Consider the following 17,599-nt stretch of genomic DNA (forward strand, 5'->3'; position numbering starts at 1 on the left):
TTGTTTTCCTTGGCTTAAATTGAGCGATTGTATATTTGGAGACAAGTCCTTGTTCTGTCATGATTCTTCCAATACGACGACGTGAAACTTGCCAACCTTGCTTTTGAAGTTCTTTCTTAATTTTTCTTTGTCCGTAAATATTGCGGCTGTTTTTAAAGATTTCAACAATTAAATTGGATAGTTCTTCATCCTGATTATCTCGGATCTTTGCTTCATAATAATACGTACTTCTTGGTAGTTGTAGGACTTCGCACATTGCTGATACCGAGTATTTGTGAAGGTTATTACGGATCACATCTACTTTCGTCCCATGATCAGCGCGGCTTGCTTTAAAATATCATTTTCCATCGCCAGTCGTTGATTTTCTTTTCGTAGTCTAATTAACTCCTCCTGTTCTGGAGTTCGATTGTCTTTCTCTTCAAAGGATCCAGTTGATTTATGTTGGCGTACCCATTTATCAAAGACAGAAGGCGTCAGCTCGTATTCTTTGATAATTTCACTTCTAGGTTTACCTGAAAGAGACAACTGGACAATCTGTTCTTTAAACTCTTTTGAATATAATCTTCTTTCCCTTTTGGCCATAATTGATTCTCCTTCGACTTTGTATTGAGTCAAGTTTATATGACCTTAACGAATCTGTCCAATTTAGTGTAACCTATTCATTCATGAAACGCGTAACGAAACGGAAAGGCCACATACCTGTCTCATCAAGCGTTCATGAAACGCGTAACGAAACGGAAAGGCCACATACCTGTCCCATCAAGCATTTATGAAACGCGTAACGAAACGGAAACACTACATACCTGTCTCATCAAGCATTCATGAAACGCGTAACGAAACGGAAACACTACATACCTGTCTCATCAAGCGTTCATGAAACGCGTAACGAAACGGAAAGGCCACATACCTGTCTCATCAAGCATTCATGAAACGCGTAATGAAGTGGAAAGACTACATACCTGTCTCATAAAGCGTTCATGAAACGCGTAACGAAATGGTTCGCCTAACCTTCCTTGGCGAAAACGGGTTTCAATGTGATGTCCTCCGTTAAAACCACTTCAAACGATTCATCCTGAATATTATTATCGTTATCTTCCCAGCCTACAAACGTATAGCCATCGTTAGGAACGGCAGTAATGGTTACTGGCAGGCCGCCGAAATAATATCCTGACCAATTGGAGGCATCAGTCACACCAGGGGTACTTTCATCCACCAAAATGGAATTAACCACAACCGTTCCTGCTGCAGGATCATGATTTTCCACAGAAATAGTATATTTATCCCCAAGTTGGAAGAAATCGCGTAAATGTTCCCATTGGTAGCCTGGACGCTCCTCAGCAAAACGCCTTAACACATCCACTTCCTTTTCCCATTGTTCATAAGATTCAGGGATACTCCAGCGATCGATATGCTCCCTCATTTCAACCTTATACAGCTCATAAAAATCTTCCATTTGACCCAAAACTCTCTCGGGTAAAAAGGCAGTATTGAGCATATCGGAAAAGCGATTGATAAATTTTACTTTAAAGTCTTCGTTCTTTATGAAAGCGGGGAAGAGGACATGGAACCATTTATCTCCAGTAGCTAGTTCTAGAGAATTTGTATTCACATTACTTCCACCTATCACGCCTAAACCATGTGGAATACCAAAACCATAATCCGTGTCAAACAGCATCCAGCGCCATCGGCCGTCTCGAACATCGGTCACCTTTGAATCTCCTTTAGAGTTATTCCTCGGTTGGGGATCTTCCCCTTTATTATAACGCCATAGCCTTACGTTATTTTTTAGCCAATCGGTGTTTGCCAAATACATTTGGGCGACATAATAATCCACAAAGTTATCAACATCCATTAGCGTTTGGACGTAGTCGTAATTTTTATCCACACTTAAATCATTGTTTTCCACAAAAGAAATCATGGCTTTGTAATGTTCTACGCCGTCCCTTGAGCCATCATCAAACTCCCCGTCATTTTCAATAATCGTTACGTCGTCCTCATCTACATCATATTGGTTAGCCAAATACCACTTATCATAGCGCTCGCGAATATTCTGGATACCCCAATATTCTCCGTTAATGAAAACAATGACTGGCCTAGAGCCTTGGGTATCCATATTCATGTGTTTCACTAGACGTTGATGCAACGCGTCTCGAAACATCGTATAGTGAAAATCATTTCCGGAGTTACGTAACAATAGCCTTTTATGGATAAGATTGCTCTCATCCCCAAACAGATCGTAATAAATGAGGTTTGTTCCGTATTCCGATCGTGCATATAAGCGGAGGGGTTTCTGGGAGAGATTGCTACTATAAGCCCCATGAACCCGTACCCCAATTCTTTGTGAAAAACCTAAAGTGCCATCTGTCTCATAAAACTCCATATTTGCTTCCCGTTCCCAGTCCTTTCCACGATTGTGCCAATTTTTATTTACGAAAAGGCCTGTTTCTTCATCGAAAAAATTATTGGAATCGGTGCTAATGGACAGGATAGGCAGACTATATTTACGCCGCATATTTTCATGAACAAAATAGGTGTGTGTAGCTGTTTCTGTAGCCAGTCCATCTTGTGTGATTGCTTTAGCCTTAACGACCGTTCCTTTGAAAACGTGATCCGTTGGCTTCCGCCAATAGGTGGAATTTTCATCTGTAGCTGTTCTGATATTCGAGAGGTTATTTGGTTCACGGCTTCTATCGGAAATGAAAATAGGTTCCTCGTATGTCAACGTACGTTCAGGGTTCCCTTTAGGGTCTGGCTCCGACCCATCCAAAGTATAGTAGATGACTGCTTCTGGATAGGGGGATATGAGTTCAAGCTGCACTTCCCTTTCGTAAAAGCCCCCACTCTTTGAAAAAACCACAGGTAATTGAAAGTCAGTTTTTTTAATAGAACGATAGGCTTCAAAGACAGGAGAATAAGCCACAATAGGATTGCCATTTAAGAAAAGCTTTTTATTCAAATTTTTTAAACCGGCAAGAGGTTTAATATTAGAGACCCTATTATAGCTTAAGTTCAACTCTTTCAGATTAGACAATTTCTTAAGGGGGGAAATATCGATCACTTTATTCTCCCGTAAGTTAAGTTCTTCTAGCTTTTTTAGTTTCATTAAAGGGGTTATATCCTCAATGTAATTGCCCCTTAAGTTTAAGGAAAGTAAGGAGGTGAAATGCTCGAGGCCCCTTAAATCCTGTATATTCCTGTTTCGAAGAGATAAGGATTCCACCTTTTTTACTGTAGCGGCCTCCAGCATACCTTCAGGGAGGTCCAACTCTTCCCGAATAGCTTCCTCTAACATAGGATCAGGAATGGTAATTTCTTTCCTAAATAAACCATCAATGAACAAGGTTTGTGCTGCAACTAAATTTTTTTCTCCAGTAAAGGAACTCAAAGGATTCCAGCTGCCAACAGAAAATAGTAATACGAGAGTGAGAAACAATATCTGATACTTTATCATTTGTATGATCCTCCAACGTTTACTCGTGGGTTGCATTAATAATTCGAGTAATTGGTGTAATTAAGGGATACATTTAGATTGGCGTTCTTTTCCCTAATAGCATCTATTAGTTCCTTATCTTTCACATTGGCCTTCGTAACAATGGTGTATTCCAATTGAATCATCGTTCCAAGGTTCGTCGTTTGAACTCTTGCGAGGGAATACGTCTCAATGAATTTTTGAAAAACCTCGTCAAAAAGGCCATCATACTGTAAATTCTCAGGGACGGTTATTTTTAAGGTGCGAGTTTCCATTTTTTTTGCACCGTAATCGACCACATACAGAAGGTAAATGAGTGCCGATAAGGAAATGGTAAAGGTAATGGCCAATAAGTAAAATCCGAGACCGCAAGCAATCCCAGCTGCCATTCCGAAGAAGATAAAGGCGATATCCTTCGGGTCACTCATGGCACTTCTAAATCGAATGATGGAAAAGGAACCTACTAAGCCGAATGCAACGGCAATATTATTACCTATAACAATCATAATGATGGAAACTACGATTCCCATAATGATAATCGTGTGTACAAAGGATTGGGAATATCTCGTTCCTTTGTAGGTATATTTATATAATTGCGTAATGATAAGGACGAGAATAAAGCTTAGGAAAATAGCAAAGAAACCATCAATAATGGTCACTGACGTTGTGAGATCATTGTTTCGGATAATATGAAAAAACTGATCCATCTCCATAACTCCTTTAAGAAGTGTCGTCAAGTAGAAATATAGTAAAGGCAGTTTTCATAAAGCTTGGAGAAGCGAAAGGCGGCGACTCCAGCGGGAAAAGCAACGGCTGAAGATTTGCTAAGCCTCTTTCATATTAGCTTCCCCAATATTTGTTAATAATTCAGTACTTGTACAAAATTTTGAAACGCTCTTTTGGGGACAGTGAGATTCACTAAGGAGTCGGGACAGCCAAAAGGGGACGCTATGATCTACCTTCACTTCCATGACCACAAGCTTGGGATTCACAAAAAAGCTTCCTTGGGGTCCATTTTCAATTCTCAGATCCTCTTTCCGACACCTTAGGTTATAATCGAAGGTCACCCGCAAATCAGGATCATCAACTCCTACAAAGGCTTGGCGATCATAGCTTACGATATTTTCAGGCTGTAACCGATAGATTTGTTTAAAAGCATCTAACTCTCTAAAAATTTGTAGATTAGAAATACCAAGCTTGGAAAAATCAGAGACGGATCCATTTATATAGTCATAGGCATCCCCTAACCGGATACTAGTCCTCCGTTTACTAACTCTCTTTTTATACTTTTTCTTCACTTCGAAGAAGGCGAAATCCTCCAGTGTTGCAGAGTTATAAATTCGTAACCTAAGCTTTTGCCTGAAAGGAGCTTTATTCCTCGTTTCAAAATAAATTCTTTTATCCTCAGAATCAAAATATAGACTAATAATCGTATATTTCCCTTCCGTATCTCCGTAACTGTCATAACACATCCGTTTTAATAATTCCTCCGTAATCCTTTCATACGTGGAGAAGGGAATTAAGTATTTTAATTCATAGCGGCTAAAGATCTCTTTCGACATTGGATTTCCCTCCTAAAAACAAAAAAGCCACATCCTTATGATGTAGCTTTTCCTGCGTACGTTCAGGAAATGTATGAAAATTTAAGGGCATGGAACGGCTCTGCTCATTGCCACTCGGACTGGTGAAAGAGGGGAGGGGGAAGAGGTGAAGTTAACGAATGCAAATAAAATGATTCCCACAGAAAAACTACTCATCAATCACCCTTTTTGCCCCAAGAAATACGGTTTTCCAATAGGGATACAAGTTTGAAATCTTCACTTTTTTACCTTTGCGAAAAGTGTGAAGAATTTTTTTGTTTCCTATATACAAAGCCACATGACCAATTTTTTCTATACCTTTCCGTTGTTTTCTTTTCGTGGTTGTAAAAAACAGTAAATCCCTTTTTTTAATATTAGGATAAGAAACTGCTTTTCCAACTTGAAATTGTTGTCTGGAATTCCGGGGAAGATGAATGCCATTTTGTTTGAAAATATATTGGATAAACGAACTGCAATCAAAATGATTGTCCGAACCAGCGGGAGCATTAAAGACATATGGCTTCCCCAATTGTTTTAACCCAGTTTCCATTATTTTGTTGATTGTCAAATCGTCTCCCCCTTTCAAATTGATTATCTAGTATAAATTATTAATTTAATCACCATTTGATTGAACAAGAGGGGGCCTGTCCCCGCTCGATTTTTGCGGAATTTTGTCGAGAAATTCAAAGATTTATTCCTCTTGAGTAATTGCCTTTATGAGGGATTTTATCAAGATGTCCTAAAAATAGAGAGGATGTTTTAAGTCCTTTTAATGTATTGATTTTTGTTGACGGGGACGTTTGTTCGGTGTATATTGGTGGTGAACAAATGTTCTTATAAGGGGTTGAGGGTATGTCTGAGCGATTGGATCATGACCGATTGTTTAAAGAACTTATCGAGACGTTTTTCAAGGAATTCATCCAGTTGTTTTTTCCAAAGGTTTACGAGTACTTAGAATTTGACCAAGTCCGTTTTCTTTCAGAAGAATTATTCACGGATGTAACAGAAGGGGACAAGTTTCGCCTGGATTTAGTTGTTGAAATGAAATGGAAAGGTGAACCAAGTCTTATCATTGTTCATGTGGAACCTCAATCTTATTATCAAGATACGTTTAATGAACGAATGTTTATTTACTTTTCCCGCCTTTATCAGAAATATCGCCGCAAAATCTTGCCTATTGCAATCTTCAGCTACGATGAAAAAAGAGATGAACCAACAACCTTTCAAATAGACTTTCCTTTTTTTACACCATTGGATTTTCGCTATTTAACAGTTGAACTTAATAAGGAAAATTGGCGAAACTAGATTCGCTCGGACAACCCTGTTGCAGCGGCACTTCTAAGTAAAATGGGGTATAATAGTAGTGAAAAAATAGAAGTAAAAAAAGCATTTTTTCGCATGTTACTGCGTTTGGAGTTAGATAAAGCAAGGGAATCTTTAATTGCTGGATTTTTTGATACTTATCTAAAATTGAATGAAAAGGAAGAAAAATTATTTCTTGAAGAGGTGAGAAGCATGAGCTCAAAGGAAGGTGAGAAAATCATGGAAATCATGACTTCGTATGAGAGAAAAGGGATAGAAAAAGGAGTTATGAAAGTTGCCAAGAGAATGTTGTTAAAGAATATGCCGATGGAGGAAATTGTTGATATTACAGGTCTGCCGATGGAAGAGATAGAAAGATTAAAGGAAGAGCTTTAATTTATGGAGGAAGCACCGGGGATTGTCAAATGTTTTCCTTTTTGTTCCGAGAGGGTAGGAACAACATTTGGTACTTGAACTGAAAGAAGTAGTGGCTTGTTAAATTTGAGTCACTGCTTCTTTTTTGTTGTCAGGGGTTGATCTGAAAAGGTTCTTGTACCTAGTTTAGAAAATAGGAAGATATTAAAAAAGCACGTTTGGTTTCATAGACTTTCCGTTTTTTACACCATTGGATTTTCGCTATTTAACAGTTGAACTTAATAAGGAAAATTGGCGAAACTATATTCGCTCGGACAACCCTGTTGCAGCGGCACTTCTAAGTAAAATGGGGTATAATAGTAGTGAAAAAATAGAAGTAAAAAAAGCATTTTTTCGCATGTTACTACGTTTGGAACTAGATAAAGCAAGAGAATCTTTAATTGCTGGATTTTTTGATACTTATCTAAAATTGAATGAAAAGGAAGAAAAATTATTTCTTGAAGAGGTGAGAAGCATGAGTTCAAAGGAAGGTGAGAAAATCATGGAAATCATGACTTCGTATGAGAGAAAAGGAATAGAAAAAGGGATAGAAAAAGGGATAGAAAAAGGGATAGAAAAAGGAATAGAAAAAGGAATAGAAAAAGGAGTTATGAAAGTTGCCAAGAGAATGTTGTTAAAGAATATGCCGATGGAGGAAATTGTTGATATTACAGGTCTGCCGATGGAAGAGATAGAAAGATTAAAGGAAGAGCTTTAATTTATGGAGGAAGCACCGGGGATTGTCAAATGTTTTCCTTTTTGTTCCGAGAGGGTAGAAACAACATTTGGTACTTGAACTGAAAGAAGTAGTGGCTTGTTAAACTTGAGTCACTGCTTCTTTTTTGTTGGCAGGGGTTGATCTGAAAAGGTTCTTGTACCTAGTTTAGAAAATAGGAAGATATTAAAAAAGCATCTTTGTTTTCATAGACTTTCCGTTTTTTACACCATTGGATTTTCGCTATTTAACAGTTGAACTTAATAAGGAAAATTGGCGAAACTATATTCGCTCGGACAACCCTGTTGCAGCGGCACTTCTAAGTAAAATGGGGTATAATAGTAGTGAAAAAATAGAAGTAAAAAAAGAATTTTTTCGCATGTTACTGCGTTTGGAGTTAGATAAAGCAAGGGAATCTTTAATTGCTGGATTTTTTGATACTTATCTAAAATTGAATGAAAAGGAAGAACAATTATTTCTTGAAGAGGTGAGAAGCATGAGCTCAAAGGAAGGTGAGAAAATCATGGAAATCATGACTTCGTATGAGAGAAAAGGAATAGAAAAAGGGATAGAAAAAGGAATAGAAAAAGGAATAGAAAAAGGAATAGAAAAAGGAATAGAAAAAGGAGTTATGAAAGTTGCCAAGAGAATGTTGTTAAAGAATATGCCGATGGAGGAAATTGTTGATATTACAGGTCTGCCGATGGAAGAGATAGAAAGATTAAAGGAAGAGCTTTAATTTATGGAGGAAGCACCGGGGATTATCAACTGCTGGAAACCGCAAGGAAATACCACATTTGAAAAGCCTCCTCGCTTAAATGCGAGAAGGCCTATGAAACTCAACTATTCTACTTTATCCTTAACCTCTATATCCCAGTAGCCTTGTCTTCGGTCGTCCGCACCACCGTATAAAACCATTTCACCTTCTTGGTTTTCACTAAGCCAAAGGGCTTGAATTCCTCCATAAAATAGAGGGGATTGGTGGACGATGGTGGAATATCCCATTTCCCGAAGCTGTTCTTTTACTTCTTTGTCTAAATCCCTTTCAAGGTATACAATGTTATCCTCCGTGTAAAAACGATACTGTTGAATAGCTTCATTTAATGTTAACGCCTCACCAGTTACATCGTCCTTACCATGCATCACTTGTAGGATCGTTTGCGCTAATAGGGCAGGGATTCTTCTTCCTCCAGGAGATCCAATCCCTAGAACGGCTTGCCCGTCTTTTTCAAAAATCGTAGGGGCAATAAAGGAACGGGGACGTTTCCCTCCTAATGACTCATTAATAGAACCCTCCGTCTCGCTGAAGTTAGCCCGTTGGTTATTCATGAAGAATCCATTAACATACTCTCCTGAACCGAAAAATTCTCCAAGCGAGTGGGTGGCAGAAACCATTCTTCCATTGCTGTCAATAACCACAAAGTGGGACGTATTCCTTGAATCATTTATTTCTCCCCGAGAGTCAAAAAGGTCCGATTCGGAATAGGCGGTGATTTCCATATTTTCAAAGACTTCAGAGGAAATATTATTTAACAGTTTTTCTGTTCGTTCCGTGCTAGTTAATTGCTCATGATCGACCTCTTCAAATTCTGGGTCACCTAGTGTAAATAATCTGTCCCTATAGGCTTCTTTGACCACCTCACTAATTAAGTGGATATATAAAGCCTCATTTTTTTCTTCCATTAATTTTTCTACATCAAGGTATTCTGTCATTTGTAAAATTTGAATTAATGTTACGCCGGAGGTAGGAGCTGGACCAGAATAGACAGTATAATCCCCATAGGTACCAGTGGCAGGCTCCCGTTCATGAACCTCATAACGTTGGAAGTCTTCCTCTGTAAAATGAAACTTTTCTATCATTGCTTTAGCTGTCTCTCCTTCGTAAAACCCCTTTGCCCCTTCTGATTGAATCCGTCTTAATGTCTCAGCTAGCTCCGTTTGCACAAGGATTTCACCAGCTTCAATTGCTTTACCGTCTGGATAGAAAACTTCCCGTTCCTCTTCCCCTAATTTTACATAACGCTGCCCTTGCGCAATTTGTTTACTTAATAACGGGGAAACGACAAATCCATCCTCACTATATCTAATAGCAGGTTCCATTAAATCAGCGAATTCCATGGTACCAAAGTTTTGGTGGATGGTCTCCATGCCGCTAACCATTCCAGGAATGGCAGCATCATGTAAGGTCCATTGTTCATTGAAAGGGGCAGCATCTCGGTAATCAAAAGCCGTTACCCCTTTATCTGGATCATAAATTAACATCGTTCCACCACCGCCGAGTCCGGAACCGTAGGGTTCTACTACTCCAAGTACAAAGGAAATGGCAATAGCAGCATCTACAGCATTTCCACCATTCTCTAACACTTGCATTCCCGCTTCCACTGCTAGGGGATGAACGGCACTTACTCCATAACTATAGACATTTTCAATATAGTCGCGGCGAGTATCCCTATCCCCGTAAGGATCATTGTGTGCAGAAAAAATGTCTAATGAGAAGATATACCAGCCCATCATTCCTAGAAAAATAAAGAAGCCTAATTTATTTGTCATTTTGACATAACCCTTATAAGTCATTTCCAATCTACTCCTTTGAGAGCATTCGTTGCATCTAAATCAATAATTAAACGGTTATTTTCCACGCGCCATAGCTCGGAGTCTAAGTTTTTTCGAAGGGTGTGGAAGATTCTAAAATTTTGGTATCCCCTTAATAGACCTCGTGTTTCTCGGGGCTGTGAATCGATAATTTGGATAGGGATAAAGGAAAGTTCCTTTCTACCATCCTCATATACATTTAGTTCAGCGATAGTACTTTCCTTTGTCCTAGACCAGCCTTGGTCAAAAACAAAGTTTCCTAGTCCATATAAAACTATTGTTTCATCAATAATTTCCACTGGATTTAAGACATGGGCATGGTGCCCTACGATAATATCAGCACCAGCATCGGCCAGTAATTGAGCATGATCAGCTTGCCGTGCATTGTACCGGGGACTATATTCTTCACCCCAATGGACATGAACAATAACGAGATCTGCATTCTCTTTGGCCTCTCGAATAACGGGAACATATTGATGGGGGCTTAAGGTGAAAACCCCGCCAGTTCCATATAACTCGGCAGAAAATCCATAAACATGCACATCCGTTAATCCAATCGTAGCAATGGTAAAACCATCATTTACTGTATGAACAACAAGGTCAGAAATATCTTCTAAGCTTTCCCCAACACCGACAACATCAACGTCAACATTGGCAAAATGCGCTAGTGTTTGCTCAAGACCAAGCTCTCCGTAGTCCATCAGATGATTGTTGGCAAGATTTATCGTAGTAAATCCTGCATCCTGTATGGCTTCCGCTGAACCCGTTGGAGCATATAAATGTATATGCTTATCGAGTTCAGCAGCCTCCAATTTATCATCATCTACTAAATCCCTATCAATGATAGGACTTTCGAAATTACCAGTTACATAGTCAGCGGAGTGGAAGTATGGCTCCACATACCGAAACACTCTGGAGGTATCTTCTCCCCTCCGCACAGCAGCATCCTCTACATGCCGCCCCATCATAATGTCACCTACCATTGATATACGTAAGGAAACGTCATCTCCACGACTTACCTCTGGAATGGGCGGTACCACAAACCAATGATAGGAAAACCAAGGGATGCTTAGGACGATAAAAGCAATGATGGAATGGAAAGTTGCCTTTTTCTTATGCCTTTTAATCATCTGCTGCATTTTTTCTTTAAAGTTATAAGATTCCATAGTTGTCTAACTCCCCTAAAACATGTGATAGATCGTGATGAAAATAAACGTAATAAAGGATAAGAGAAGGGTTGAGCTTAAGGTAGGGACAACCCCTTGTTTTTGGATACTATTGGCGATTAAACCAGGGACAATGACACCAATCCCCCTTAATTCATAAATCTCAAAGGGGACAATGGGATAAAAATAATCTAACCCCATCTTCAGCAAAATCCCTACCGTTAGCATGGCAGCAAATTTTCTACGTCCATAAAGGACCGTCAGCTTACTAATACCATGGGTTACAATAAGAAACGCGGCGATACTAATTAAAGCCACGGTGATTAAATACATAGGCTGATCAAACACAAGGGCAATGTACCCTGGAACAATTAAACCTGAGGGTAAAATCCCCGTTTTCTCTGCATAAACAAGGCTAAGGAGTATTCCGATAATAATTGCAATATATAAGTCAGTACCAAACAAAGTCTTTCGCTCCTTTTTCTTTACACTTTTTGAGTACGCTCTTGTAAAAAAAACAGTTTAATATTTTTACGTTTGTTCTAATAATTTTCCTGCTTCTACTTCCGGGGAAGAATTCTTTTCATTATCTAGTTGCCATTTTTGTTTTTCGATGGCTGCTGCTAGTTCTTCTCCGCCGCCGTGGATATTACCAATCCCATAGATAACGGATCCTTCAGCAATTGTTAGAAGGAGGTCTATGATATCGTCAATGGATTGGTCTTCCATATTAAAAAAGTTTTCCATGTTCAGCTTCCCTGCATCATAGGCCTTTGTAATAGGGGTTACACTTTTCCCCATGACAACAAGGTTTTTTACATTCATATAGGGAAGAACGTCTTTAGCAAATTGGATCGTTCTGTCTACTCGATCATTTCTGCAATTCATAATGACCGTTGCATGATCCGTTGGATAATCTAAGGTATTGATTCGCTTCCAAATGTTCAGTGTTGAGGTAGGGTCATTGGCAGCAAACCCATTGAAAAAATAGGTGGGAGAATGATAAGGTCCAAATTGATGTACCCTCATCGCTCCTGGGTCTGGCTGAGCATTCAACATTCCTTGTAAGGCAGTTTCTTCGTCAATTTCCAATACATGAGCAACTGCTAATGCTAAGGCAGCATTTTGCGGAAAAATCATGTAAGGAAATTTCTTTAAATACTCCTCATCAATCTGAGCTTCATCGGCAATGATCACCTTTGTATTTCGTTTTTCCGCAATAGACATGAAAGACTCGTTATATGGACTGTCTGAGATAATAAGATGACCGTTATAAGGGATAGTCCCACTTAAGGCTTCTGCAATATCGTCTAAGGAAGGACCCATTAAATCTAAATGGTCCTCTATGACGTTTGTGATGACTGTTATATTTGCCTGGACAAATTCATCTTCAAATACTTGTTGATATTCCGGATTAACCGCCATGCACTCCGTTACTAAACTGTCGGCACCACGCTGGACAACCTCATTCATTACTCTTTTTTGTTCACTTATATTTGGGCCTTGAAGACCTCGTTCAATGGGTTTCTCCTCTGGGGTATCCCAGTAAATCATTCGTGCAGATGTTCCGGTAGTTTTACCCACTACCTTTTTTCCAGCCTCTTTAAGAATGCCCGTAATTAAACGGGTAACAGTGGACTTTCCTCGAATTCCATTTACATGGATTCGCAAAGGTATTTTCTTCATGTTGCCCCTTAACCTGACCTTTTCCAATATTCCGAGAATTAGGATAAGGGAGGCAAAGATAAGCATATATACATAATCAAACTCCATTGGAAACCTCCTGATTGTTAAACTTTGAACTATTGTTTCGATGGCGTTAGAACATAGACATATATTCTTTCGGACATCTCATCATTTTTGAGGGGATGTTTTCTGAAGTTGGGCAATATTTGGTTGTTTGTTTGGGGGAGTTATTGCTATTTTTGTCTCTAAAGAAAAAATAGCTCAATTTGGATTTTATGAGTTAATTGTGAGAAAATACGTAAAAACCACAATATAGGTCGTTCGTATAAGGGGGAAGTATCCGTTGGTATTGATAAAAAAACGGAACTGGAGAAAGGGAAATCGGAGCTTGAAAAACAGTGATTGGGCGAATGAAGGATAGTGATATATAGTAAGTATGTATTTGAATCAATTTCATAATTCAGTTTCATATAATGAGAACAAATTTAGAATAATATTTATATCCTTTTTAAAAATTAATTAAATTTACCCGTTTTATAATGCTTAATGAGACAGGTAAGCCAGGCTTCCATTACGTTACGCGTTTCATGAAAGCTTGATGAGACAGGTAAGTGGCGTTCCCATTACGTTACGCGTTTCATGAAAGCTTGATGAGACAGGTAAGTGGCGTTTCCATTATGTTACGCGTTTCATGAAAGCTTAATGAGACAGGTAAGTGGCGTTCCCATTATGTTACGCGTTTCATGAAAGCTTAATGAGACAGGTAAGCCAGGCTTCCATTACGTTACGCGTTTCATGAAAGCTTGATGAGACAGGTAAGCCACGCTTCCATTACGTTACGCGTTTCATGAAAGCTTGATGAGACAGGTAAGTGACGCTACCATTACGTTACGCGTTTCATGAAAGCTTGATGAGACAGGTAAGTGGCGTTTCCATTTTGTTACGCGTTTCATGAAAGCTTAATGAGACAGATAAGTGGCGTTTCCATTATGTTACGCGTTTCATGAAAGCTTAATGAGACAGGTAAGTGGTGGTTCCATTATGTTACGCGTTTCATGAAAGCTTAATGAGACAGGTAAGTGGTGGTTCCATTATGTTACGCGTTTCATGAAAGCTTGATGAGACAGGTAAGCCAGGCATCCATTACGTTACGTGTTTCATGAAAGCTTAATGAGACAGGTAAGTGACGTTTCCATTACGTTACGCGTTTCATGAAAGCTTGATGAGACAGGTAAGTGGCGTTTCCATTATGTTACGCGTTTCATGAACGCTTTATGAGACAGGTAAGCCAAGCTTCCATTACGTTACGTGTTTCATGAAAGCTTGATGAGACAGGTAAGCCACGCTTCCATTATGTTACGTGTTTCATGAAAGCTTTATGAGACAGGTAAGCCACGCTACCATTACGCTACGCGTTTCATGAAAGCTTGATGAGACAGGTAAGCCAGGCATCCATTACGTTACGTGTTTCATGAAAGCTTTATGAGACAGGTAAGCCAGGCTTCCATTACGTTACGCGTTTCATGAAAGCTTTATGAGACAGGTAAGCCAGGCTTCCATTACGTTACGTGTTTCATGAAAGCTTTATGAGACAGGTAAGTGGCGTTCCCATTATGTTACGCGTTTCATGAAAGCTTTATGAGACAGGTAAGCCACGCTACCATTATGTTACGCGTTTCATAAATGCTTTATGAGACAGGTAAGCCACGCTACCATTAAGTTACGCGTTTCATGAAAGCTTTATGAGACAGGTAAGCCAGGCTTCCATTACGTTACGCGTTTCATGAAAGCTTTATGAGACAGGTAAGTGGCGTTTCCATTACGTTACGTGTTTCATGAAAGCTTTATGAGACAGGTAAGCCACGCTACCATTACGCTACGCGTTTCATGAAAGCTTTATGAGACAGGTAAGCCACGCTACCATTACGCTACGCGTTTCATGAAAGCTTAATGAGACAGGTAAGCCAGGCTTCCATTACGTAACGCGTTTCATGAAAGCTTTAAAAAACAGGTAACTAATGCTTTGTTTACGATACATGTTCCATGAATTTGTTTATGAGACAAGTAAACTTCTAACTAGTCTTCCATTTTTATTTCAAAATAGAAGAAGAGTAAATTAGACATTTTGGGGTGGTACTCCTTTTTCATACTTAAAAAGACTTGGTATATAAGGGCATAAATATTATTTGTAAAATATATTGTAGGTGTAGTGTATCTTGAGTATATAAATTGATAAGATATAGGTAAATGGAATAAAATTTATTACATTAATATACAAATGGAGGGGCGTATGAGTAATCATATAACGGTAATAGGTGCAGGAAGTTGGGGAACGGCTTTATCCATTGTTTTGGCAGATAATGGCCATGAAGTGATGTTATATAGTCATAATCATGAACAAATAAATGAAATTAATAATAATAGAACAAACGAAAAGTATCTTCCGGGAATTGAAATTCCAAAATCAATCCAATGTACCGGAGATATGGGACAAGCCTTAGAAGGAACAGAAATAGTTTTATTGGTAGTCCCTACAAAGGCCATTCGAGAGGTTTGTAAACAAATCAGTACTAATACAAATGTGCCATTAACCATCATTCACGCTAGTAAAGGGATTGAGCCAGGGTCTTATAAACGAATATCAGAAATGATACTGGAGGAAATCCCAGAGAAGTTAGTCAAAGATGTGGTTGTCTTATCTGGACCAAGTCATGCTGAAGAAGTCAGCTTACGTCAACCTACAACCATTACATCAGCATCGTCTAATCTACAAGCGGCAGAATTAGTACAAAGCTTATTTATGAACGCTTATTTTAGAGTTTATACTAATCCGGATATTGTAGGGGTGGAACTTGGTGGTGCCATTAAAAACATTATTGCTCTTGGGGCTGGAGTTTGTCATGGACTTGGTTATGGTGATAATGCAAAAGCCGCGCTAATTACAAGAGGTTTAACGGAAATTACACGATTAGGGTGTAAAATGGGAGCTAATCCTCTTACGTTTGCTGGTTTGACTGGAGTAGGGGACTTAATTGTTACGTGTACAAGTGTCCATAGTCGAAATTGGCGTGCTGGAGATCTAATAGGTAAAGGATATGCCATTGATGAAGTAGAAAAAGAACTGGGAATGGTTGTGGAAGGGATAAGGACAACTGAAGCAGCTTTTCATTTAGCCCAATCATTAGGTGTGGAAATGCCGATTACGAAAGCCATTTATGAAGTATTGTTCCAAGGAAAAGAGGTTAATCGTGCAGTTCATGAGTTAATGGACAGAGGAGGAAAAGACGAGATATCCATCAAAGACCTTGGATTAAGTTAATAGGAAGGTGTGCTAATAGGAGTTTTTTCTATTAGCACACCTTCTTTTTGGTATTGAAACGCAAGAAAGAGAGAGGGAGTGGACTTCGCGTAACAAAGGCCAGTCACTCTTGAAACTCGAGCAACAGTTTTTCCCCGGACTATTTTTTAAACGAAAAACTCCCTTGGTCTCTCAGACAGGATGTTAAAGTGATATAAGATTGCTTCAACGATGCGTCGGGATGCTTCTCCATCTCCATAAGGATTGGATGCCTGTGCCATTTTTTTATAAATTTCCTCATTAGAAAGTAATTCATCCCCTAGCTGATAGATGGAATCTTCATCGGTTCCAGCTAATTTAAGGGTTCCCGCTTCTATCCCTTCTGGTCGTTCCGTAGTGTCCCTAAGGACCAAGACGGGAACCCCGAGAGATGGAGCTTCCTCCTGTACCCCCCCAGAATCGGTTAAGATTAAATGGGCCCTCGCAGCAAAATTATGAAAATCAACGACACCTAAGGGCTCGATTAAATGAATTCTAGGGTCATTTCCTAGTTCCTCTTCGACAATTTCCCTCACTACAGGGTTTAAGTGAACAGGGTAAATAACGTGCAAATCATTGTATTTGGAAAGGATTCTTTTTATTGCACGGAACATATTTCTCATTGGAGCACCGAGATTTTCCCGTCGGTGGGCTGTTACTAAAAGAAAACGTTTATTGTTTAAATTTTTTAGTAGGGGATGCTCATAGTGATCTTTGACAGTAGTTTTTAGAGCGTCTATTGCCGTGTTCCCAGTTACAAAAATAGAGTCTTCCTTTTTTCCTTCTTGTAGTAAATTGTTAGCAGCTTTTTGCGTAGGAGAAAAATGCAAGTCGGTTAGGACCCCAGTAAGCTGTCTGTTCATCTCTTCAGGAAACGGGGAGTATTTATTCCAAGTACGGAGCCCTGCTTCCACATGACCTACAGGTATTTGATTATAGAAGGCAGCTAAACCAGCAACGAAGGTTGTGGTTGTATCCCCGTGGACCAAGATGATATCCGGACTAACTTCCTTTATAATTTTATCTAGACGTTCCAGTACACGAGCGGTTATTTCCACTAATGTTTGCCGTTCTTTCATTATATTTAAATCGTAGTCTGGCTTTATATCAAAGATTTGTAATACTTGATCGAGCATTTCCCGGTGCTGTCCTGTTACTGTAACAATGGTCTCCATATAATCATTGTATTTTTTCATCTCTAATATTAACGGAGACATTTTAATGGCTTCAGGCCTGGTTCCGAATACGGTCATAACTTTCATTTTCTTTGTCATATAAATACCTCAAATCTACGAATATAATTGTGATGTTGATATTATATATCTTTAAACAAAATAA

The 17,599-nt window shown here is 39.0% G+C and carries 12 protein-coding genes and 2 pseudogenes; 4 read left to right on the forward strand and 10 right to left on the reverse strand.

The window, feature by feature from the left end; genetic code table 11:
* The 5 genes and pseudogenes from J2S74_RS08820 to J2S74_RS08840 all read right to left on the reverse strand — a co-directional run.
* Positions 1–582, reverse strand: a pseudogene (locus tag J2S74_RS08820) (IS3 family transposase); the annotation flags it as partial.
* Between the two features lie 421 nt (positions 583–1,003).
* Complete coding sequence (locus tag J2S74_RS08825) at positions 1,004–3,451, reverse strand: CotH kinase family protein (RefSeq protein WP_307324396.1); 2,448 nt, start codon at positions 3,449–3,451, stop codon at positions 1,004–1,006.
* 35 nt (positions 3,452–3,486) lie between these two features.
* Complete coding sequence (locus tag J2S74_RS08830; RefSeq protein ID WP_307324398.1) at positions 3,487–4,176, reverse strand: DUF4956 domain-containing protein; 690 nt, start codon at positions 4,174–4,176, stop codon at positions 3,487–3,489.
* A 117-nt stretch (positions 4,177–4,293) separates the two neighbouring features.
* Positions 4,294–5,031, reverse strand: a complete 738-nt coding sequence (locus tag J2S74_RS08835; protein WP_307324401.1) for a polyphosphate polymerase domain-containing protein — start codon at positions 5,029–5,031, stop codon at positions 4,294–4,296.
* Between the two features lie 187 nt (positions 5,032–5,218).
* A complete protein-coding gene (locus tag J2S74_RS08840) occupies positions 5,219–5,617 on the reverse strand; it encodes a C40 family peptidase (protein WP_307324404.1) in 399 nt (132 codons plus the stop codon).
* A gap of 284 nt (positions 5,618–5,901) precedes the next feature.
* On the opposite strand from J2S74_RS08840, the pseudogene J2S74_RS08845 reads away from it, so the two are divergent.
* The 3 genes and pseudogenes from J2S74_RS08845 (at position 5,902) to J2S74_RS08855 (ending at position 8,219) form a co-directional block, all read left to right on the forward strand.
* Positions 5,902–6,747 (forward strand): annotated as a pseudogene (locus J2S74_RS08845) (Rpn family recombination-promoting nuclease/putative transposase).
* 229 nt (positions 6,748–6,976) lie between these two features.
* Positions 6,977–7,483: an RpnC/YadD family protein gene (locus tag J2S74_RS08850; RefSeq protein ID WP_307324407.1), complete on the forward strand. Its 507-nt coding sequence runs from the start codon at positions 6,977–6,979 to the stop codon at positions 7,481–7,483.
* A 229-nt stretch (positions 7,484–7,712) separates the two neighbouring features.
* Complete coding sequence (locus J2S74_RS08855) at positions 7,713–8,219, forward strand: RpnC/YadD family protein (RefSeq protein WP_307324409.1); 507 nt, start codon at positions 7,713–7,715, stop codon at positions 8,217–8,219.
* Between the two features lie 104 nt (positions 8,220–8,323).
* On the opposite strand, the gene J2S74_RS08860 is transcribed toward J2S74_RS08855, so the two are convergent.
* From J2S74_RS08860 to pgsB, 4 genes are all read right to left on the reverse strand, one after another.
* Positions 8,324–10,030 (reverse strand): gamma-glutamyltransferase family protein, encoded by a 1,707-nt coding sequence (locus J2S74_RS08860; protein WP_307324411.1) that lies wholly within the window; start codon positions 10,028–10,030, stop codon positions 8,324–8,326.
* Positions 10,031–10,050: 20 nt separating this feature from the next.
* Positions 10,051–11,238: a CapA family protein gene (locus J2S74_RS08865; RefSeq protein ID WP_307324414.1), complete on the reverse strand. Its 1,188-nt coding sequence runs from the start codon at positions 11,236–11,238 to the stop codon at positions 10,051–10,053.
* 15 nt (positions 11,239–11,253) lie between these two features.
* Entirely contained in the window at positions 11,254–11,703 is a 450-nt protein-coding gene (gene pgsC / locus J2S74_RS08870) for a poly-gamma-glutamate biosynthesis protein PgsC (RefSeq protein ID WP_307324417.1), read from the reverse strand.
* A 66-nt stretch (positions 11,704–11,769) separates the two neighbouring features.
* Complete coding sequence (pgsB, locus tag J2S74_RS08875) at positions 11,770–13,011, reverse strand: poly-gamma-glutamate synthase PgsB (RefSeq protein WP_307324420.1); 1,242 nt, start codon at positions 13,009–13,011, stop codon at positions 11,770–11,772.
* Between the two features lie 2,203 nt (positions 13,012–15,214).
* Between pgsB and J2S74_RS08880 the strand changes: the two genes are divergently transcribed.
* Complete coding sequence (locus tag J2S74_RS08880; protein WP_307324422.1) at positions 15,215–16,243, forward strand: NAD(P)H-dependent glycerol-3-phosphate dehydrogenase; 1,029 nt, start codon at positions 15,215–15,217, stop codon at positions 16,241–16,243.
* A gap of 146 nt (positions 16,244–16,389) precedes the next feature.
* Here J2S74_RS08880 and wecB read toward each other — a convergent pair whose 3' ends face one another.
* Positions 16,390–17,535 (reverse strand): non-hydrolyzing UDP-N-acetylglucosamine 2-epimerase, encoded by a 1,146-nt coding sequence (wecB, locus tag J2S74_RS08885; protein WP_307324425.1) that lies wholly within the window; start codon positions 17,533–17,535, stop codon positions 16,390–16,392.
* Positions 17,536–17,599 lie beyond the last annotated feature (64 nt).

This window comes from Evansella vedderi (assembly GCF_030813435.1).
Classification (GTDB): Bacteria; Bacillota; Bacilli; order Bacillales; family Salisediminibacteriaceae; genus Evansella; species Evansella vedderi.